The sequence below is a fragment of the Bacillus infantis genome (genome assembly GCF_020171945.1).
Lineage (GTDB): Bacteria > Bacillota > Bacilli > Bacillales > Cytobacillaceae > Bacillus_AB > Bacillus_AB infantis_A.
In genome coordinates this window covers 232,133-252,490 of sequence record NZ_JAIVAP010000002.1, presented here as the reverse complement: position 1 = coordinate 252,490, position 20,358 = coordinate 232,133, and the positions used below count along the sequence as shown (strand labels likewise).

16 protein-coding genes and 1 other annotated feature (1 of these 17 running past the window's edge) are annotated in these 20,358 nt (G+C 47.5%); all 16 genes read right to left on the bottom strand.

Annotated features, from left to right (window positions below; genetic code table 11):
- Positions 1–47: 47 nt before the first annotated feature.
- Positions 48–785, bottom strand: a complete 738-nt coding sequence (locus tag LCM00_RS05300; protein ID WP_129612140.1) for an amino acid ABC transporter ATP-binding protein — start codon at positions 783–785, stop codon at positions 48–50.
- 19 nt (positions 786–804) lie between these two features.
- Complete coding sequence (locus LCM00_RS05295) at positions 805–1,452, bottom strand: amino acid ABC transporter permease (RefSeq protein ID WP_129612141.1); 648 nt, start codon at positions 1,450–1,452, stop codon at positions 805–807.
- A gap of 88 nt (positions 1,453–1,540) precedes the next feature.
- On the bottom strand, positions 1,541–2,323 hold the full coding sequence (locus LCM00_RS05290) for a transporter substrate-binding domain-containing protein (protein WP_224898597.1): 783 nt from the start codon (positions 2,321–2,323) through the stop codon (positions 1,541–1,543).
- Between the two features lie 266 nt (positions 2,324–2,589).
- The gene (gene yihA, locus LCM00_RS05285; RefSeq protein WP_009796054.1) at positions 2,590–3,177 is read right to left on the bottom strand and encodes a ribosome biogenesis GTP-binding protein YihA/YsxC; all 588 of its coding nucleotides are present in this window, start codon (positions 3,175–3,177) and stop codon (positions 2,590–2,592) included.
- Positions 3,164–5,500 (bottom strand): endopeptidase La, encoded by a 2,337-nt coding sequence (gene lon, locus LCM00_RS05280; RefSeq protein WP_224898594.1) that lies wholly within the window; start codon positions 5,498–5,500, stop codon positions 3,164–3,166. The genes yihA and lon overlap by 14 nt, the downstream gene beginning before the upstream one ends.
- 325 nt (positions 5,501–5,825) lie before the next feature.
- Positions 5,826–7,493 (bottom strand): ATP-dependent protease LonB, encoded by a 1,668-nt coding sequence (gene lonB, locus LCM00_RS05275; RefSeq protein WP_224898591.1) that lies wholly within the window; start codon positions 7,491–7,493, stop codon positions 5,826–5,828.
- A gap of 183 nt (positions 7,494–7,676) precedes the next feature.
- A complete protein-coding gene (gene clpX / locus LCM00_RS05270; protein WP_022544244.1) occupies positions 7,677–8,942 on the bottom strand; it encodes an ATP-dependent protease ATP-binding subunit ClpX in 1,266 nt (421 codons plus the stop codon).
- 519 nt (positions 8,943–9,461) lie between these two features.
- On the bottom strand, positions 9,462–10,745 hold the full coding sequence (gene tig / locus LCM00_RS05265; protein WP_129613926.1) for a trigger factor: 1,284 nt from the start codon (positions 10,743–10,745) through the stop codon (positions 9,462–9,464).
- Between the two features lie 168 nt (positions 10,746–10,913).
- Positions 10,914–11,939, bottom strand: a complete 1,026-nt coding sequence (locus LCM00_RS05260; protein ID WP_224898588.1) for a tetratricopeptide repeat protein — start codon at positions 11,937–11,939, stop codon at positions 10,914–10,916.
- Positions 11,940–12,080: 141 nt separating this feature from the next.
- On the bottom strand, positions 12,081–12,659 hold the full coding sequence (leuD, locus tag LCM00_RS05255; RefSeq protein ID WP_224898585.1) for a 3-isopropylmalate dehydratase small subunit: 579 nt from the start codon (positions 12,657–12,659) through the stop codon (positions 12,081–12,083).
- 11 nt (positions 12,660–12,670) lie between these two features.
- Positions 12,671–14,089, bottom strand: a complete 1,419-nt coding sequence (gene leuC / locus LCM00_RS05250) for a 3-isopropylmalate dehydratase large subunit (protein WP_224898582.1) — start codon at positions 14,087–14,089, stop codon at positions 12,671–12,673.
- A gap of 92 nt (positions 14,090–14,181) precedes the next feature.
- Positions 14,182–15,291 (bottom strand): 3-isopropylmalate dehydrogenase, encoded by a 1,110-nt coding sequence (gene leuB / locus LCM00_RS05245; RefSeq protein ID WP_224898579.1) that lies wholly within the window; start codon positions 15,289–15,291, stop codon positions 14,182–14,184.
- Positions 15,292–15,314: 23 nt separating this feature from the next.
- A complete protein-coding gene (locus LCM00_RS05240; protein ID WP_224898576.1) occupies positions 15,315–16,847 on the bottom strand; it encodes a 2-isopropylmalate synthase in 1,533 nt (510 codons plus the stop codon).
- A complete protein-coding gene (gene ilvC, locus LCM00_RS05235; protein ID WP_224898574.1) occupies positions 16,834–17,856 on the bottom strand; it encodes a ketol-acid reductoisomerase in 1,023 nt (340 codons plus the stop codon). The genes LCM00_RS05240 and ilvC overlap by 14 nt, the downstream gene beginning before the upstream one ends.
- 46 nt (positions 17,857–17,902) lie before the next feature.
- Positions 17,903–18,421 (bottom strand): acetolactate synthase small subunit, encoded by a 519-nt coding sequence (gene ilvN / locus LCM00_RS05230; RefSeq protein WP_224898572.1) that lies wholly within the window; start codon positions 18,419–18,421, stop codon positions 17,903–17,905.
- A complete protein-coding gene (gene ilvB / locus LCM00_RS05225; protein ID WP_224898570.1) occupies positions 18,418–20,133 on the bottom strand; it encodes an acetolactate synthase large subunit in 1,716 nt (571 codons plus the stop codon). Before ilvB ends, ilvN begins: the two co-directional genes overlap by 4 nt.
- A gap of 80 nt (positions 20,134–20,213) precedes the next feature.
- Positions 20,214–20,358: a binding site (T-box leader), on the bottom strand; it runs 108 nt beyond the window's last position.

The window sequence follows — 20,358 nt, the reverse complement described above, 5'->3', positions numbered from 1 at the left end:
ACCCGGCCGGGTGTTTTATCTTTGTTTATTCAAAAATCTCCACTGCCTTACAGCACCGAGTCGAGGAAGCTTTTTGTCCTCTCTTCTTTCGGGTTCAAAAACAGCTGCTCAGGATGACCTACCTCGACAATCCTTCCTTCATGCATATATACCGCAAAATCTGCGACTTCTCTCGCAAAGCCCATTTCATGGGTTACGACAATCATGGTCATCCCTTCCTTCGCAAGGTCCTTCATGGTGGCAAGCACTTCACCGACCAGCTCCGGGTCAAGCGCAGAGGTCGGTTCGTCAAACAGCATGATATCCGGCTTCATGGCCAATGCCCTTGCAATGGCCACCCTCTGCTTCTGCCCTCCTGACAGCTTAGCGGGATATACATCCTCTTTATCTGATAATCCCACTTTTTTCAGGAGCTCTTTTGCCTCTTTCCTTGCCTGCTCCTTTGGCACTTTTTTCACATGGACCGGGGCCTCCATTACATTCTCGAGGACAGTCCGGTGGGGGAACAGATAGAAATGCTGGAACACCATCCCCACTTTTGACCGGATCCTGTTCAGGTCATGAGTTTCTTTCTCAACCTTCTCCCCTTCAATGACGATGTTTCCGCTGTCCTTCATTTCAAGGAAATTGAGGCATCTTAGCAGCGTACTTTTTCCTGACCCGCTTGCCCCGATCAAACAGACTACATCACTTTCTTTCACTGTCATATCTATATCCTTCAATACATGAAGGTCCCCAAAGGACTTGTTCAGTTTCTCCACTTTTATCATGATTGCATCTTCCATCTGGCAAAAGCCTCCTTTCTTAATCGCTGATCGCCATCCGTTTTTCAATTATGCTGACCACGAATGAGACTATGAGCACCAGGATGAGATAGTAGACTGCCACGATCAGAAGATAGCTCATATAGTCATATTCATTTGATCCATAAGTCGTAGCTACATTAAAGAGTTCATACATTCCGATAAACGACGCAAGGGAAGAATCCTTCAGTGCAATGATGAATTGGTTTCCAAGCGGCGGAAGTGCCCTGCGCACTGCCTGCGGAAGTATGATCCTTCTCATCGCCAGCCCGGCAGACATGCCAAGCGACCTGCCCGCCTCCATCTGCCCTTTTTCAATGGACTGAATGGAACCCCGGAAGATCTCGGCAATATAGGCGCCATTATGAAAGGCGAGTCCAAGGACAACGGACAGGAATTGCGAAATATCCAGCGACGTCAGCCCAAAGTAAAAGATAAAGATCTGGACGACTAAAGGCGTTCCCCTGACAAGGAATATATATAGGTCGGCAATCCATTCAAGTATCTTAATTCGCGAGATTTTCAAAAAGGCAAAAAACAGCCCGATGAAGATGGCAATAAAAATAGAAACAATCGTCAGTTCAAAGGTAAGAATCATGCCCCTTAAAAAAACAGGATATGTTTCTATAAACTTTCCGGCTAGTTCCATAGGCTTTTCCTCTCTTTAACTGTAATATTGAGTGTCTTTTATGTACAGAAAGAGGCGAATGCAAGTGCGGTACATTCGCCTGCCCCCTTTATTCCTTTTCAGGGTCTACTGTGATATCCTCACCGATGTACTTCTTGCTGATCTCTGTCAATGTTCCGTCCTCGTGGAGCTTTTCAAGCGCTTCATTGATTTTCTCGAGCAGCTCTTCATTATCCTTAGCTACTGCAATCGCCTGCTCACTGCGGCCAAGCAGCTCCCTGCCTTCGATTTCCATGCCGGAACCAATGGCTTCTTTACCTGTAATAAAGTCTGTGATTACTGCATCATGCTTCCCCCTGCTCAATGCTTCAAGCGCAGTAACATCACTGTCGTAAAAAATGATGTTATCAGTCACCTCTTCAGCAGAATCTGCATAGGTTGAGCCTTTGGATACGGCTACTTCCAAATCCTTGAGATCATCCAGGCTTTCTGCTGAACTGTCCGGGCGGACAAAAATCTGCGGCCCTGAGTAATAGTAAGGAATAGAAAAATTAACTGCCTTCAGTCTGTCTTCATTGATGGTGTGGCTCGCTACCGCAGCATCGAAACGCCCTGATTTGACGCCTTCCACAATTCCGCCAAACTTAAATTTTTTCTGGACCGGTTCAAGGCCCAGCTCCTTGGCCACTGCTTCTCCGACTTCGATATCAAACCCGGTCATTGTCCCATCTGCTTCTGTCACGCTAAAAGGCTTGAATTCACCTGATGCAGCATATGTAAATTTTCCTTCGTCGGCAAGCTTCATTCCGCCAGAGGAAGCCTCCTTTGAACCGCATGCGCCGAGAACTGCCGCACAGCATAAAATAACAATACTTATGATCCATTTTTTCAATTGTTTTCCCCCTCAATGTTTTCTGTATTACATTTCAAACTTATTACCCTTATTACCATAACATTACACTCACTTTTACCACAAAATTCAAATTTAGCTATATTTTCAGTTTATTATGCTAATAATGCCCTGACAGACACTCAGCTGAGCATTGCTATTAAATAGGGAGATATACTGCTTTCTCCTCCCGTTTCCTCCCTGAAGGCTGTCATACAGCTGAAAGAAAGCTGTTTTTTGGCACAAAAAAAAACGCCAAGCGGCGTTTTTTAACTCTGCATATACTTTTTAAGGATTCCCCAGGCCTCATCCTTGCCTTCACCGGTCTCTGATGAAAACAAAACAATATCGTCTCCGGGTTCAAGCTCCAGAGTCTCTTTAGTAATTTTGAAATGCTTCTGCCTTTTTGTTTTAGGAATTTTATCAGCCTTTGTGGCAATTATGATGCATCGGATTCCATGGTGCTTCAGGAAATCGTACATCATGATATCGTCCTTGGTAGGAGGATGGCGCAAGTCAACGATCAGGACAGCGGCCTTCAGCTGCTCCCTGGAGGTAAAATAGGTTTCAATCATTCTCCCCCATGCTTCGCGCTCCTTTTTGGAAACTTTGGCATAGCCATACCCCGGGACATCGACAAAATGCATCATTTCATTGATCAGATAGAAATTCAATGTCTGGGTTTTGCCTGGCTTTGAGGATGTCCTCGCCAGGTTCTTGCGGTTAAGCATTTTGTTAATAAATGAGGATTTGCCGACATTGGATCTCCCTGCCAGGGCGAACTCGGGCAGGGACTCCTCAGGATATTGTGCCGGCTTGACCGCACTTATAACGATTTCAGCACTATTTACTTTCATTGCTGTGCACTCCATTCAGGGCGTGCTTGAGAACTTCGTCAACATGTGATACGAGAACAAAATCCAATTCGTCGCGGACACTCTCTGGAATATCATCAATATCTTTTTCATTATCTTTAGGAAGGATAATTTTAGTTAAACCCGCTCTATGGGCACTTAAAGTTTTTTCTTTCACTCCGCCAATCGGCAAGACCCGGCCGCGGAGCGTTATTTCTCCTGTCATCCCCACTTCTTTGCGTATCGGATTCCCCGACAAGGCCGAAACAAGGGCTGTTGTGATTGTAATCCCTGCAGATGGACCGTCTTTCGGAACGGCACCTTCAGGCACATGGATGTGGATATCGTACTTTTCATAAAAATCTGCCTCGATGCCCAGTTCTTTAGCTTTTGAACGGACATAGCTGAATGCAGTCTGTGCAGATTCTTTCATGACATCCCCAAGCTTGCCTGTCAGGACCAATTTGCCTTTTCCTGAAGATAAGGATACCTCAATCTGCAGTGTATCTCCGCCAACAGTGGTATAAGCTAGGCCGGTCGCAACACCAATCTGATCCTCGACCTCTGCCTGGCCATATCTGAACTTAGGCTTTCCAAGGAACTCTTCTACATTCTTTTCAGAAATGATGACCTTCTTTTTCTCGCCTGAAACAATTATCTTTGCAGTCTTACGGCAGATGGAAGCCAGCTGGCGCTCAAGCCCGCGGACGCCTGCTTCTCTTGTATAATAGCGGACGATTTTCTGGATTCCGTCCTCCCTGATCTGAAGCTGGGATTTAGAGAGCCCGTGCTCGCTGATCTGCTTAGGCAGGAGGTGGTCCTTTGCTATATGGATCTTTTCGAGCTCCGTATAGCCGGCAATCGTGATGATTTCCATCCGGTCGCGGAGAGGGCCCGGTATTGTTGCCAGATTATTCGCTGTTGCAATGAACATAACCTTCGACAGGTCATATGTTTCTTCAATATAATGATCACTGAAATTGTGGTTCTGCTCAGGATCCAGGACTTCCAGCATGGCTGATGAAGGGTCTCCCCTGAAATCATTGGACATTTTATCAATTTCATCAAGCAGGAACACCGGATTGATGGTTTCTGCCTTTTTCATGCCTTGGATGATCCGGCCCGGCATGGCGCCGACATAGGTCCTTCTGTGTCCGCGGATTTCAGATTCGTCCCGGACGCCCCCAAGGGAAACGCGGACAAAGTTGCGGTTCAGCGATGCAGCGATAGATTTGGCAAGGCTCGTCTTACCGACTCCCGGAGGCCCGGCCAGGCAAAGGATGGGACCTTTCAGCGAATTGGTGAGCTTTTGCACAGCCAAATATTCAAGCACCCGCTCCTTGACCTTTTCAAGGCCGTAATGATCCCTATTCAGGATCCGCTCGGCATTATGGATATTCAGGTCATCAACAGTTGCCTCTGTCCATGGCAGAGAAACAAGCCAGTCGATATAGTTGCGTATTACGGCGCTTTCAGCAGAGCTGGATGGCACCTTTTCATAACGGTCAAGCTCTTTTAATGCTGCAAGCTTTACATGGTCCGGCATCCCGGATTGTTCGATTCTGTCATTGAGCTCGGCGATTTCGCCCGTTTTGCCTTCTTTATCGCCCAATTCCTTCTGAATCGCCTTCATCTGCTCACGGAGATAATACTCCTTCTGCGTTCTTTCCATGCTTTTTTTGACGCGCTGCCCAATCTTCTTCTCAAGATTCAGGACCTCTTTTTCATTGTGGATAATCTCTATGACCTGATTCAGCCTTTTTTTGACATCGATCATTTCAAGAATATCCTGCTTTTCCTTCAGCTTCAGCGGCAGATGGGAAGCGACAATATCTGCCATGCGCCCCGGTTCCTCTATATCAGATACTGAGGAATAGGTTTCAGCAGAAATCTTCTTGGATACTTTTATGTACTGTTCAAAGTACTCAAGCATCGTCCTCATCAGCGCCTGGTCTTCGGCATCCTTGTCTTCTCTGTCATCATAAGTCTCAACACTGACTGTATAATGATCTCCCTCATCGGTGAGCTCGGTAATTTCTGCCCTCTTCAATCCTTCCACCAGCACACGGATTGTGCCGTTTGGAAGCTTCAGCATTTGTTTTACACGGGTAAGAGTACCCATTTTGTATAAGTCCTCTTCCGCCGGCTCATCTATTGAAATATCCTTTTGAGTCGTCAAAAAAATAAGATGGTCATCTACCATTGCTTTTTCAAGCGCCTGCACGGATCTTTCCCGTCCAACGTCCAGATGAAGGACCATTGTAGGGTAGACGAGCAAGCCCCGAAGCGGCAGGAGGGGGACGATGATGTCTTTCTTATTCGCCATAGTTTGCACCTCCAAATGCAAATCAAAATATATTATCTGCTTCATCCTTATTCTTTGCACTAAGCCCGCAAAAAATGAGAAAGAGAAACCAAACAATCATTCCAAACCCGCATCATATCACAGGTCAAGCCTTTGTACAATTCTAACTTATTTATTTGTGGGTGTCTATTAAATGAAATGCGGAAGCGGCTTGCCCAGCCCCTTATCTTATTGCTTCATTGATTATATGACGAATGATTTCCTGTTAGTCAGCTTATTTCTCTTTTATCCTGCCAGAAAAAAATAAAACTCCGGTTTGAAGCATATGCTGCAAACCGGAGCTCCTTTACATACTTTCTTTCTTAGAAAGCTCAATGGACGCCGTGATGGACTGGTCTCTTGCATAGTCCTTCAGCAGAGCTGCAGTGAACACCTGGCTGAGGTGGCTGACAGGAATGATATCGACTCCCTCTATCTCATTCAAAATGCTTTGCATGTTTTCCTCAGGGATGATAACGGTCCTGGCACCCGCTTTCTGGGCAGCCTTCACTTTGGCATATACTCCGCCGATCGGCTTAACATGGCCGCGGATGCTGATTTCCCCAGTCATTGCCACTTCCCTGTTCACCGGCCTTTTATATATAGCGGAATAAATGCCTGTCGCCATGGCAATTCCCGCTGATGGTCCGTCAATCGGGACACCCCCAGGGAAATTTACATGGATATCATAATCTTCAGCAGGGACTCCCATTGTTTTTAAAACGGTCAACACATTTTCAATCGACCCCTTCGCCATACTTTTCCTGCGGATCGATTTGCCGCGGTCCCCGATGCTCTCTTCTTCAACAATCCCGGTTATATTGATAGACCCTTTTTCTTTTGCAGGCATGACCGTTACTTCTATTTCCAGCAGGGCGCCTGTGTTGGGACCATATACAGCAAGTCCGTTTACAAGCCCGACCGCTGATTCTTCATTGATTTTTCTTTCCATCCTTGGAGAGAGCTGGCTTGAGTTAATGACCCATTCAATATCCTCATCCTTTATGTAATCCCTATCCTCGGTAATGGCCACCCCTGCAGATATCTGCACAAGGTTAACCGCTTCGCGTCCGTTTCGTGCATAGGAGGCCAGTGTCTTTAAGCTTTTGCCGCTGATTGGCATATTGACCTTATCCGCGGCCTTGCTGCTGATCGTTTCAACTTCCTCTTCAGTGAGCTCCTTAAAAAATACTTCCATGCAGCGGGATCTGATTGCCGGCGGAATCTCACTCGGAGTCCTTGTCGTCGCTCCCACAAGCCTGAAATCTGCAGGAAGCCCGTTCTTAAAAATATCATGGATATGCTGAGGGATCTGCGTATTTTCTTCATTATAATAGGCGCTTTCCAGAAAGACCTTGCGATCCTCCAAAACTTTAAGCAGCTTATTCATTTGAATCGGATGGAGCTCCCCAATTTCATCAATGAACAGCACTCCCCCGTGTGCATTGGTGACTGCTCCCTGCTTCGGCTGCGGAATTCCCGCCTGTCCCATAGCACCTGCCCCTTGATAAATAGGATCATGGACAGAACCGATCAGCGGATCTGCAATACCCCTTTCATCGAAGCGGGCTGTTGTCGCATCAAGCTCAACGAAAACAGAAGATTTCCGAAACGGCGACTTGTCCTGCTTCTTTGCTTCTTCCAGCACCAGCCTTGCCGCAGCGGTTTTTCCGACTCCGGGAGGCCCATAAATGATGACATGCTGAGGATTTGGTCCGCAGAGTGCCGCTTTTAATGACTTAATCCCATCTCTCTGGCCGACGATATCTTCAAAGCTTGCCGGACGAACTCTTTCCGAAAGCGGTTCAGTCAGCCTGATGGAACGCATTTTTTTTAGCTGGTCCATTTCTTTTTTGGACTCCCGGTCAATAGATACCTTTTGAGTCCGCTGGCTCTTTAGCAGATTCCAGAAATAAAGTCCGATAATGATCCCGAAAAACAGCTGGATGAATAAAGCTATTCCGGTCCAACTCATAGTATCCCTCCTGCACTTTTGTTCAAGCTGATACTTGGTAGTATCTCCTTGTGCAGGTTGGAATAAACAAGAATACACTGTAAAAAACTTCCTTCACCAAGACTTAGAGGATCCTTACATGCAGCAGCGAATGCAAAAAAGCCAGGCAGAGAAAACTCCGGCCTGGCTTTGTTTATTCTTCTATCATGCAGATGTTTTACGCTCTTCTTCCACGACAGTACCATCATTCAGCACAAGCTTTGGCACACTGTTATCTGTAACTGTCTCTTTTGTGATGATGCATTTAGAAATATCATCGCGGGACGGAAGATCGAACATAACGTCCAGCATAATGCCTTCGATGATTGAGCGCAGTCCGCGGGCGCCTGTTTTGCGCTCGATTGCTTTCTTCGCAATCTCATGCAGGGCACCTTCTTCAAATTCAAGCTCAACATCATCAAGCTCAAGCATTTTCTGATACTGCTTAACAAGAGCATTTTTCGGCTTTGTCAGAATTTCAATAAGAGCTTCCTCATCCAGCTGAGTAAGGCTGGCAATGACCGGAAGACGACCGATGAATTCAGGGATCAAACCGAATTTCAGGAGGTCTTCTGGAAGAACTTTTGAAAGCAATTCCTTCTGGTCAAGCTCCTGCTGCTTCTGTTCAGAACCGAAACCGATCACTTTCTGGCCAAGGCGGCGCTTGATGATCTGCTCGATGCCGTCAAACGCACCGCCGCAGATGAACAGAATATTTGTTGTATCGATTTGGATAAATTCCTGGTGCGGATGCTTCCTGCCGCCCTGTGGAGGAACACTCGCAACAGTTCCTTCCAAAATCTTAAGCAATGCCTGCTGTACACCTTCACCTGATACATCCCTTGTAATGGACGGGTTCTCAGATTTGCGGGCAACCTTATCGATTTCATCGATATAGATTATGCCTTTTTCAGCTTTCTCTACATCATAGTCTGCAGCCTGGATCAATTTCAGGAGAATGTTTTCCACATCTTCCCCCACATAGCCAGCTTCTGTAAGAGACGTTGCATCAGCGATTGCAAATGGAACGTTGAGAATGCGGGCAAGCGTCTGGGCAAGGAGGGTCTTACCGCTTCCTGTCGGCCCGATCATGCTGATATTGCTTTTTGAAAGCTCAACATCATCGATCTTGCTGTTTGAATTGATTCTCTTATAGTGGTTATATACAGCCACTGACAGAGATTTCTTAGCCTGTTCCTGGCCGATTACATACTCGTCAAGAATATCGCGGATTTCTGCCGGCTTTGGCACATCCTTGAATTCCACTTCTTCCTCTGTGCCAAGCTCCTCTTCCACGATTTCAGTGCAGAGCTCGATGCACTCGTCACATATATATACACCTGGTCCGGCAACTAATTTACGTACTTGATCCTGTGTTTTCCCACAGAAGGAACACTTTAATTGCCCTTTTTCATCATTAAATTTAAACAATGCCTTCACCCCTTGAATTACTTCTGTGCCTTATATAAAGCTTGCGGATCACTGCAAACAATTTTTACTATTCAGCTTTTTCAGCTTATGAAAAACCGGCTGGGGAGACCCCAAACAATCCCTGTGCCTTTTTGTCCTTTTTGATTGCTTCTTATCAATCGACTGTTGGGAACAGCTGCACAGGAGAAAACTTTAACAGTTATGTATTGCATTGTAACACATTTAACAACTGGACAGGAAATGATAACTCTTAGAAAAGTATGTTTCAATTTCTGTCTGCTGATCCGCATTTAAAAATATGTACCCAATAAGCTTATCCATAAAACAGAGAGTTAAATCCCGATTAAGGGATATTTAATTACGGCGCATTATGTATAGAATTTTTCCTGTCCATTTTAGGCTCTTATATACTATATGCTGCTTTTTATTGTATAAAACAAGGCACGATCAAATCGCGCCTTGTTTTATTAAAAAAGTTTATGCAGACATTGCTGCTATTACTATCATTTTTTTTGACTATTAAGCAGTTTTGCTGTTTTCGATAAGGAAATCAACAGCTTTTTTCACCTTAAGGTCAGCTTTCACGCTTTCGAGGCTTCCAAGCGCCTGCTTGATTGCATCGGCAGTCATGTTGTACATTTCAGCCATTTTATCAAGCTCAGCAGTAACCTCTTCGTCTGTTACTTCGATGTTCTCAGCTTTTGCAATCTCTTCAAGAGTCAGGTTGATGCGTACACGCTTTTCGCCTTCTTCTTTCATCTGCTCGCGCAGGGCGCTTTCGTCCTGGCCAGAGAACTGGAAGTAAAGCTCAAGGTTCATGCCCTGCATTTGAAGGCGCTGTTCAAATTCCTGCATCATTCTGTCGACTTCATTGTCGATCATTACTGCAGGCAGGTCGATTTCAGCATTATCAGCAGCTTTTTCGACAACAGTGTCGCGAAGGTTGTTTTCAGATTCCTGCTTCTTGCTTTCTTCAAGGCGAGTCCTGATTTTTTCCTTAAGGGCATCAAGAGTTTCAACCTCTTCGTCAACATCCTTTGCAAACTCGTCATCAAGCTCAGGAAGCTCTTTGCCTTTAATTTCGTGGACAGTTACCTTGAATACTGCCTTCTTGCCGGCAAGTTCAGCAGCATGGTATTCCTCAGGGAAAGTTACTTCAACATCCTTAGATTCGCCTGCAGCTGTTCCTTCAAGCTGCTCTTCGAAACCAGGGATGAATTGGCCTGAACCAAGTTCAAGTGAATAGTTCTCAGCTTTTCCGCCTTCGAAAGCTTCGCCATCAACAAAACCTTCAAAGTCCATGACAACTGTATCGCCGTTTTCAGCTTTGCCTTCTTCTTTAACAACCAATTCAGCCTGGCGCTCCTGAAGGGAAGTGATTTCATTGTTCACATCTTCTTCAGTCACTTCTGTTTCAAGCTTTTCTACTTCAAGACCTTTGTATTCGCCAAGCTTAACCTCAGGCTTAACTGTAACAGTCGCCTTGAAAATAAGGCTCTTGCCCTTTTCAATCTGCTCAACATCGATTTCAGGACGGTCAACAGGCTCGATTCCTGTCTCATCAATCGCACTTGCATAAGCTTCCGGAAGAAGGAAGTCAATTGCATCCTGGTATAGAGATTCAACGCCAAAGCGCTTTTCAAACATTCCGCGCGGCATTTTTCCTTTACGGAATCCTGGCACGTTTACTTGAGCAACAACTTTTTTGAATGCAGCGTCCAGACCTTCTTTGACTTTCTCTGCATCTACTTCAATTGTAAGAACCCCTTGGTTCCCTTCTAGCTTTTCAAACTTTGCAGACATACTATAATTCCCTCCAACAATCTATTGTCATTACCATTTTAGCGGACTTTGTATGAATATTACCTTAATATCATAGCATATTCATCTTTTTGATATGTAAAATAACTATTTTTACACATAACAGCCACTATATTATAACATACGTTATCTTTGTTTCAACAGAGATACTCAAATATTGGGATAAGAAATTTCTTCTATCTTCCCTATAAAAATCCTGGATGCTTCAAGATTGTCAGCTTCCACCCCATATTGGCCGGCCAATTCACCCGGATCTCCGTCCATGCCGTAAAATGAACATCCGACAAGATGGTAAGCAGCCGCCCAAAGGTCAGGCTCATCAGGCTGCAGCTTGAATGGGTACAGCAAAAAGAACTGCCTCTCGAGCAAAGCGATGATATTTTCCAGCAGGACCGGATCTTCGTGTTCCAGCTTATCTTTTACCGCTGCTTCAATTGCCCTCAGCTGCTTATGATCATGAACATCATGAAGTGCAGATGGTATGAATTCTTCTTTCATCCCGAGCTTTTGTACGGTCACCGGCTTATCATATTCCTGCTCTTTCAATATATTGATAATCATTGTTTTCAGGAAAGGATGGCCTTCCTCTGAAATCAGGTAAGACTTCAGCTCGTCAAGATAAGGCCTGACGTTGATGTTTGCAAGCTTTGCCAACAGCAGGACCTGCTCTTTCGGGTCTTGATAGGAAAGGAGATTCAGCTCCTTATCCTTATATTCACCATGAAGCTTTTCTTCCGCAACAGGATCCGGGCTTCCCTCTGCCATACGCCTGCTGAAGTGCAGCATTTTAGCGAAATGCTCCAGCTTATCCTTCGGAATCTCCCTTTCCTGGAGAAGGGCTTCAATGGTGGCCGCGATTTCCCCATATTCATGGAGCTGAACCATGATCATCAGATAGAGGTCTACGATTTCAAAATAATCTCCGATCCCCTCCTGAAGCATGGATTTTGCAAGGTTTTTGGCCTTTTTCAGCGCTCCGGCCTCAAAATAGGCCAGGACAAGACCTATATGTATATCACTGCTCTCCGGGTCAAGCTCCTTGGCGTCCTCAAAAAGCTTGATTGCATCGGAAAATTTCTTTCCCTGCAGGCTCTCAAGCCCTTTTTCCAGCAAACGTTTTTCCAGACCGGGAAAGGGGATGATATTGCTGCTGTCGTTCTGGTTCCGCTTAGTCATGAAAAACCGCCTTCCCTGTTAATAATGAAGATAGTATAGCACGCATAGAAAGAAAAAAGAAATTAGGAGGAAAGAGTCTTGAGGGGGAACACTTTTGTGCTTCCATGGGGGAAAACAAAGAAGATCCACAGGGAAGTGGATCTAGCTTGTTTTTTCATATGCTTCTATTTTTCCCTCCAGCTGAAGCGTGATTTCAATTTCATCCCAGCCATTGAGGAGCATTGTTTTCCAATATGGCTGCAATGGAAAAGCTGCAGAAAAGCCGTCGTCACTATAGACTGACTGAGTTTCAAGGTCTACCGTCAAAACGAATTCCGCCTCTGCTGCCTTAGAGAGCAGCTGTTCTGTCTCCCCCTGGCTCAGCCGGATCGGCAGCAGTCCATTTTTCAGGCAGTTCTGATGGAAGATATCAGCGAAGGAGGGGGCAATCACCGCTTTGAATCCATAGTCCTGCAGAGCCCAAGGGGCATGCTCCCTCGAAGAGCCGCAGCCGAAGTTTTCATTTGCGATTAGAATACTTGCATCGCTGTTTTCAGGCTTATTCAATTCAAAGGCAGGATCCGGCTGGCCATCTTTAAAGCGCCAGTCATAGAACAGGTATTTCCCGAATCCGGTTTTCTCGATTCTTTTCAAAAATTGCTTTGGTATGATCTGATCAGTATCTACATTCACCCTGTCCAGCGCAGCTGCTTTGCCTGACAGCTTTTTGAAACCGCCCATTCCATCTCCCCCTATATAATGATTGATTCTTCTATCAATGTTTTTCTGACATCAACAAATCTTCCATTGACAGCAGCAGCTGCTGCCATGAGCGGGCTGACAAGGTGAGTCCTCGCACCAGATCCCTGCCGCCCCTCGAAATTGCGGTTAGAGGTCGACGCGCAATGCTCGCCCGGAGGCACGATATCATTATTCATGCTGAGGCACATGCTGCATCCGGATTCCCGCCATTCAAAGCCTGATTCGATGAAAATCTGATGAAGCCCCTCGTTTTCTGCCTGCTCCTTCACAGCCTGTGATCCCGGTACTACAAGGGCCCTGACACCCGGATGGACTTTTTTGCCTGCCGCAAACTCTGCCGCCTGCCTAAGGTCCTCGATGCGTGAATTTGTGCACGACCCGATGAACACATGCTGAATGCTGATATCGGTGATTTCCTGCCCTTCAGAAAGCCCCATATACCGAAGAGCCCGCTCTAGTGATGCCCGTTCTGTTTCGGTCTTGCAATCAGATTCAGAAGGTATACTTTCATCAACCCCAGCTGCCATGGATGGATTGGTCCCCCAGCTGACCATCGGCGGGATTTCACCAGCATCAAGCATAATTTCTTTATCATAGTTCGCATCAGGGTCTGAGGCCAGAGCCTGCCAATGAGCGAGTGAAATGTCCCACTCCATGCCTTTCGGTGCATATTTCCTTCCCTTAATATAAGAGAAAGTGGTCTCATCAGGACTGACCAGGCCTGCCCTTGCTCCTCCCTCAATCGACATATTGCAAATGGTCATCCGCTCTTCCATCGACATCCCTCTTACAGCCTCTCCGCAGTATTCAATGACATGTCCTGTTCCAAAACCGATGCCAAACCTGCTGATGATATAGAGAATGACATCCTTGGCTGTAACACCGCTCTCAAGCTGGCCATCAATCTGAAGCTTCAGGGTTTTCGGCCTGGACTGCCACAATGTCTGGGTTGCAAGCACATGCTCCACTTCGCTTGTACCTATGCCAAAAGCGAGTGAGCCAAAAGCTCCGTGGGTGGAAGTATGGCTGTCCCCGCAGACAATGGTCATCCCCGGGCGGGTCAGGCCAAGCTCCGGGCCGATGACATGGACAATGCCCTGATCCGGGCTGTCCATTCCTGCAAGCGGCACACCAAATTCCAGGCAATTTTTTTCAAGAGTGGTCATCTGATTTTTGGCGACTGGATCATCAATTTGGCCGCGGTTGATTGTCGGCACATTATGATCCATAGTAGCGAAGGTTTTGTCCGGGCGCCTGACCTTCCTGTTTTTCATCCGCAGGCCGGAAAATGCCTGAGGGGAAGTCACTTCATGCACTAAATGCAAATCGATATAAAGCAGATCAGGCTTATCGGTTTCTGTATGGACGATATGACGGTCCCAAATTTTTTCCACAATTGATTTGCCCATCTATTTTCTCCCTCCATCTTTTCCGGTTCCTTCTCCCGGAATCTTTATAAATAAGTACACGGCTGGAAGACCAGCCGTGATATCCTGAACTGTCAGGCATATGCCCCCATAATCTGCAGGATGGCTTCATTATCCAGCAGGGCAGCTTTAATTTCCTCAATCATCACATTGGTAGAAGCTGCCTTCCCTCCTGAAGCCAAATCGGCTGTGCGAATGCCTGACTCGAGTACATCACTGACTGCCTTCTCGATTGCAGCAGCTTCTTCTTCCATCCCGAAAGAGAGGCGGAGCATCATGGCCGCGGAAAGGATCATTCCGACCGGGTTGGCGATGCCTCTGCCTTCGATGTCCGGAGCCGATCCATGGATGGGCTCATAAAGGTATGGCCCTCCTTCAGACAGGCTTGCAGATGGGAGCATACCCAGAGATCCAGTCAGAACAGAAGCTTCATCACTTAAAATATCTCCAAACATATTCTCAGTGACAATCACATCAAACTGTTTTGGGTTTTTAATGATCTGCATGGCCGCATTATCGACAAGCATATGCTCGAGCTGTACATCGGGATATTGGGCTGCAATTTCCTCTGCCGTTTCCCTCCACATCCTGCTTGATTCAAGAACATTCGCCTTATCAACGCTCGTAACCTTTCCGTTTCTTCCACGGGCGAGTTCAAAAGCCAGCCTTACCACTCTCTGCACTTCTTCCTTTTTATAAAATAAAGTGTCCACGGCAGATTCTTCATTGCCATTCCCGGTCCTTTCACTCGGCTTTCCAAAGTAGAGTCCCCCGGTCAGCTCCCTTACCATTAAAAAGTCGGTACCTTCGATGACTTCCTTCCTTAAAGGCGAGGAATCTGCCACACTTGCAAAATAGCTGGTAGGCCGGAGGTTGGCATATAGATTCAGATCTTTGCGGATTTTCAGGAGGCCGCGTTCCGGCCGGAGGCTTGGATGAAGCTTCTCCCAGCGCGGCCCGCCAACAGCTCCAAGCAAAATGGCATCACTGCTTTTACAGAGTTCGACCGTTTCTTCCGGCAGCGGCACCCCGGTGGAATCAATTGCTGCTCCGCCAATTTTTCCATAGCTGAATTCAAATGTATGCCCAAATCGTTCTCCTGCAGCCTGCAGCACTTCAACTGCCCCTGCTGCCACTTCTTTTCCGATGCCGTCACCCGGCAGCACTGCGATCCGTTTCTTCATGCCTAATCCCTCCGTTGCAAGTTTTATAAAGCCACTTTCGTCTTTTCCTCCAGATAGATGACCCTGTTTACAGCGTTCAAATATGCTTTCGCGGATGCTTCAAGTACATCCTGCGCAAGCCCCCTTCCACTTGTTTCCCTGCCGTTGTATTTCATTTTGACGAATACCTGCGCAAGGGCATCTCTTCCGGCCCCGACCGACTGGATCCGGTAATCCAGGAGGTTCACCGCACCATTCACTGATTTCTCCAGCGTGTTGTACAGCGCTTCTATGCTCCCTGCCCCGGTCGCTGCTTCCTGGACGACTTCATTCTCCCTGCCTGACAGCGTCACCGTCGCAGTTGGCACTTGATTGGTCCCATACTGGACCTGAATCTGGAGCAGTTCATAGAATTGCTGATCCTTCGACAGCCTTTCCTCCAGGACAATGGCGGCAAGATCATCATCTGTCATCTCTTTCTTTCTGTCTGCCAAGTCTTTAAAAATAGCAAACAGCGGCTTGATTTCTTCATCTGGAACAGCCAGCCCCAGCTCTTCAAGGCGTGATTTGAACGCATGCCTGCCAGAATGTTTTCCGAGTACCATGGAGTTGGAGTGGAAGCCGACAAGTTCAGGTGAAATGATTTCATAAGTGGTCTTCTCTTTCAGCACGCCATCCTGGTGGATGCCCGACTCATGCGCAAATGCATTCCTGCCGACAATTGCCTTGTTCGCCGGGACAGCCATGCCAGTCAGCTTGCTGACAAGACTGCTTGTTCTGCTGATTTCCTCCAGCTTGAGGCGGGTCCCTGCCTGATAGTGGTCCTGCCGTATGTGCAGAGCGACGGCAAGCTCTTCCAGCGCAGCATTCCCAGCCCGTTCCCCGATGCCGTTGATTGTCCCTTCAATCTGTCCAGCCCCATTTTCGATGGCTGCAAGGGAGTTGGCAATCGCCATGCCAAGATCATCATGGCAGTGAGCCGATAATATGACTTTATCAATGGATGGGACATTTTCTCTTAAGTACTGAAAAACCTTGCCATATTCACCAGGCGAGATATATCCGACCGTATCCGGTATATTAATAACCCTGGCCCCGGCCTGGATGACTTCCTCAACGATGCGGGCCAGGAAAGGCAGCTCCGTCCGGCAGGCATCCTCTGCCGACCATTGAATGAGCGGGAACTTCCCGGCAGCATATTTTACAGCAGAAACCGCCGTCTCAATGACTTCTTCCTTTGACTGCTTTAATTTATACTGCCGGTGGATGGGGGAGGTTGCGAGGAAGACATGGAGCCTCGGATCCCCCCCCTCTCTCAATGCCTCCCAGGCTGCATCGATATCTGACATCACCGATCTTGCAAGCCCTGTAACCGAGCAGTTCCTGATAAGGCCGGCTATCTCCCGGACAGAAGTGAAATCGCCTTTTGAAGCTGCCGGAAAACCGGCTTCTATAATATCGACATTGAGCCTTTCGAGCTGCTTTGCAATTTCCAGCTTTTCAGATAGATTCAAGTTGACTCCTGCAGACTGTTCCCCGTCACGCAAAGTGGTGTCAAAGATGTTAATGGTTCGCACTGACAGCCACTTCTTTCTTTTTCTCTTTATTCACAAATGGCATCATTTTTCTCAGCTCCCTGCCGACCTGCTCAATCGGATGCTCATTTTCACTTGCAAGGATACTGTTGAAGACCGGACGGTTTGCCTGATTTTCCAGGATCCAGCCTTTCGCGAACTTGCCTTCCTGGATATCCTTCAGGACAGCTTTCATCTCCTGCTTCACTCTTTCATCCACTACTCTCGGCCCGCTGACAAAATCACCCCATTGCGCCGTATCGGAAATGCTGTAGCGCATTCCTTCAAGGCCGCCTTCATACATCAGGTCTACAATCAGCTTGAGCTCGTGGAGACACTCGAAATATGCCAGCTCAGGCTGATAGCCTGCCTCAGTCAATGTTTCAAAACCTGCTTTCACAAGTGATGTCAGGCCTCCGCACAGTACAGCCTGTTCGCCGAATAAATCGGTTTCTGTTTCTTCCTTGAATGTGGTTTCAAGCGCTCCTGCCCTCAGTGCCCCAATCGCTCTTGCATAAGCCAGTGCAAGCTCCTGGGCTTCACCTGTTACATCCTGATGGACTGCAAATAAAGCCGGCACCCCTGCTCCTTCCTGATATGTCCTTCGTACAAGATGGCCAGGGCCTTTTGGAGCCACCAGCAGGACATCACAAGTCTCTGGCGCCACAATCTGATGGAAATGGATATTGAAACCGTGCGCAAACAGCAGGGCCTGATTTGTCAGATTCGGCTCAATTTCTTCCTTGTAGACTTTAGGCTGAAGCTCATCCGGCAGGAGGATCATGACAATATCGCTTTGTGCAACAGACTCTCCTACAGGAAATACCTGAAACCCATCCTCTGATGCTTTATCCCATGACCTTCCTTTTCTTAGCCCGATTACTACATCAGCACCGCTGTCCCTCAGGTTCTGGGCATGTGCATGGCCCTGTGATCCATACCCGATCACCGCTACCTTCTTTCCGTTTAAATAAGCTGGATTTGCGTCTCCGTTATAATACATTTTCGCCATGATTCATTCTCCCTCTCGTTTTTGGATTTTTTATATAGAAATCTTTTTATACAATTGAATAATTCTTCGGCTGCCCCTGGCTCCTCTGGCTTCCTCTTGTAAAGGCTGTTGTCCCCGTCCGGGCGATCTCCTTGATTCCATACGGCTTTATAAGCTCAATGAAAGCTTCTATTTTTTCCGACTCGCCTGTGATCTGGATAACCAGGCTGTCTTTGCCGACATCTATCACAGAGGCCCGGAAAGGCTCGATCAGCGAGTATAATTCACTTCTCGCCTGCGGCAGCGACAGCACCTTTATGAGCGCAAGCTCCCTGGCGACAATCTGCTGGCCGCTTATATCGTTTACTTTTAAAATATCAATCTGTTTGTTGAGCTGTTTCGCAATCTGCTCTGCGGCCTCTTCATTGTCCACGTGGACCGTGCAGGTGATCCGGGAAATCCCCTCCTGCTCGGAATGCCCGACCGAGATGCTTTCAATGTTGAAGTTGCGCTTTGAGAACAGGTTGGTGATTCTATTAAGGACCCCCGGCCTGTTCATCACGGTTAAACAGATGATTCGTTTCATGGTTTTACACCTTCCATCTCATGGTGCCCTTTGCCCGGGGCGATCATCGGGAATACATTTTCATCAGGAGCTATCCTGAAGTCGAATAACACCGGCTCATTGCTTTTGAGTGCTTCATCCAGCACCTTTTCAGCCTCTTCCTCCGTACGGATTTCATAGGCTTTGATGTCATAGGCTTCCGCCAGCTTAACAAAGGAAGGCTGATACTGGGCTTTGCTGTGCGAAAAGCGGGAATCATAAAAGATTTCCTGCCACTGCCTTACCATCCCAAGTGCCCTGTTATTGAAGATTGCTATCTTTACCGGGAGATTAAGCTCACGGATCAGGCCGAGCTCCTGTGCGGACATCTGGAAGCCGCCGTCGCCAACAATCGAAATGACCAGGGAATCTGGTGCAGCAAGCTGCGCCCCGATGGCCGCCGGCATTCCGAATCCCATCGTGCCGAGCCCGCCTGAAGTTACCCATCTTCCAGCTTTCTTAAAGCGGTAATATTGCGCTGCCCACATTTGATGCTGCCCGACATCTGTCGTGACAATTGCATCCCCCCCAGTCTTTTCAAACAAGAGCTCCATGACCCGCTGCGGCTTCAAGTCAGCAGATTTGTGAAAATAGTAAGGGAATTCTTCCTTCCAGCTTTTAAGCCTTGCCATCCATTCACCATGTTCAGGAGGCTTTCCCTTCTGGCTCACGAGCTGGTTCAAAGCTTCTTTTGCATCAGCCACAACCGGAATTAGGGTTGGGACATTTTTGCCGATCTCTGCAGGGTCGATATCAACATGGGCCACATCTGCCTTAGGTGCAAAATAGGCAAGATTGCCGGTGAGCCTGTCATCAAACCTCGCCCCGATATTGATGAGCAGATCGCATTCATGCAAAGCCATATTGGCTGCATAGCATCCATGCATACCGGCCATCCCGACAAACAGGCTGTGGTCTGCAGGAAAGCCCCCGAGTCCGAGAAGGGTATGCACGATCGGAAGCTGCTGCTGTTCGGCATATTCCTTAAGCAATCCGGAAGCCTTTGCATGGAGGACGCCCGCCCCTGCCAGGATGACCGGCCTTTTCGCACGGCTCACCGCCTCTGTCAGCTTTCGGATCTGGAGATAGTTTGGCTTTAAGGTCGGCTGGTAGCCAGGGAGAAAGACTTCTGTTTCCTCCGGAGGCTGTTTGGCGCCTGCTGCAATATCCTTCGGAATATCGATCAATACCGGACCTGGCCTCCCAGTGGAAGCAATATGAAAGGCCTCCTTCACAATCCTCGGGATGTCCGCTATGCTCCTTGCCTGATAGTTATACTTGGTTATCGGGGTGGTAATCCCGAGGATGTCAGCCTCCTGGAAGGCATCCGTTCCGATGACGCCTGTTGCCACCTGCCCGGTAATGACGACAAGAGGCAAAGAATCCATCATCGCGTCTGCAAGGCCTGTTACAATATTGGTCGCCCCCGGCCCTGAAGTGGCGATGACAACTCCAGGCTTGCCGGAAATCCTTGCATATCCTTCCGCAGCATGGATGCCTCCCTGTTCATGCCTGGGAAGCACATGAAGTATGCCAGAATCATAGATTTTGTCATAAATCGGAAGGACAGCCCCTCCCGGATAGCCAAAAATCACTTCCACCTGTTCCTTCTCCAGCGCCTGCAATAGCAGTTCCGCACCGGTCGCCGGCTTCAAGCCAGTCTTGTTTTCTGCAAAGGCAGCTTCCTGCAGCATTTTGAAATAACCTCCTTTTGATTCAAGAAAAAAACAATATAAAAAGCCTTCCCATCCCCAAGAACGCCTGCATCAGCAGACGAAGGGATGAAAAGGCTTTGTCAGCCTGTTCCACGGTACCACCCTGATTCACGCAATTTGCGTGCACTTATGGACGGCAGCTGCCATCCTTTTTGATAACGGGTTCTCACACCCGGCCGGCCCTACTCGTCAAGCTTTCAGGCC

Excerpts from the sequence above, each read along its gene's own strand:
- ilvB (WP_224898570.1), bottom strand. The coding sequence starts at position 20,133 with ATGCTGCAGGAAGCTGCCTTTGCAGAAAACAAGACTGGCTTGAAGCCG.
- leuB (WP_224898579.1), bottom strand. The coding sequence starts at position 15,291 with ATGAAGAAACGGATCGCAGTGCTGCCGGGTGACGGCATCGGAAAAGAA.
- lon (WP_224898594.1), bottom strand. The coding sequence starts at position 5,500 with ATGGCGAATAAGAAAGACATCATCGTCCCCCTCCTGCCGCTTCGGGGC.
- leuC (WP_224898582.1), bottom strand. The coding sequence starts at position 14,089 with ATGGGCAAATCAATTGTGGAAAAAATTTGGGACCGTCATATCGTCCAT.
- yihA (WP_009796054.1), bottom strand. The coding sequence starts at position 3,177 with ATGAAAGTAAATAGTGCTGAAATCGTTATAAGTGCGGTCAAGCCGGCA.
- ilvN (WP_224898572.1), bottom strand. The coding sequence starts at position 18,421 with ATGAAACGAATCATCTGTTTAACCGTGATGAACAGGCCGGGGGTCCTT.
- LCM00_RS05295 (WP_129612141.1), bottom strand. The coding sequence starts at position 1,452 with ATGGAACTAGCCGGAAAGTTTATAGAAACATATCCTGTTTTTTTAAGG.
- ilvC (WP_224898574.1), bottom strand. The coding sequence starts at position 17,856 with ATGGCGAAAATGTATTATAACGGAGACGCAAATCCAGCTTATTTAAAC.
- leuD (WP_224898585.1), bottom strand. The coding sequence starts at position 12,659 with ATGGGCGGTTTCAAAAAGCTGTCAGGCAAAGCAGCTGCGCTGGACAGG.
- LCM00_RS05260 (WP_224898588.1), bottom strand. The coding sequence starts at position 11,939 with ATGACTAAGCGGAACCAGAACGACAGCAGCAATATCATCCCCTTTCCC.
- lonB (WP_224898591.1), bottom strand. The coding sequence starts at position 7,493 with ATGAGTTGGACCGGAATAGCTTTATTCATCCAGCTGTTTTTCGGGATC.
- LCM00_RS05300 (WP_129612140.1), bottom strand. The coding sequence starts at position 785 with ATGGAAGATGCAATCATGATAAAAGTGGAGAAACTGAACAAGTCCTTT.
- tig (WP_129613926.1), bottom strand. The coding sequence starts at position 10,745 with ATGTCTGCAAAGTTTGAAAAGCTAGAAGGGAACCAAGGGGTTCTTACA.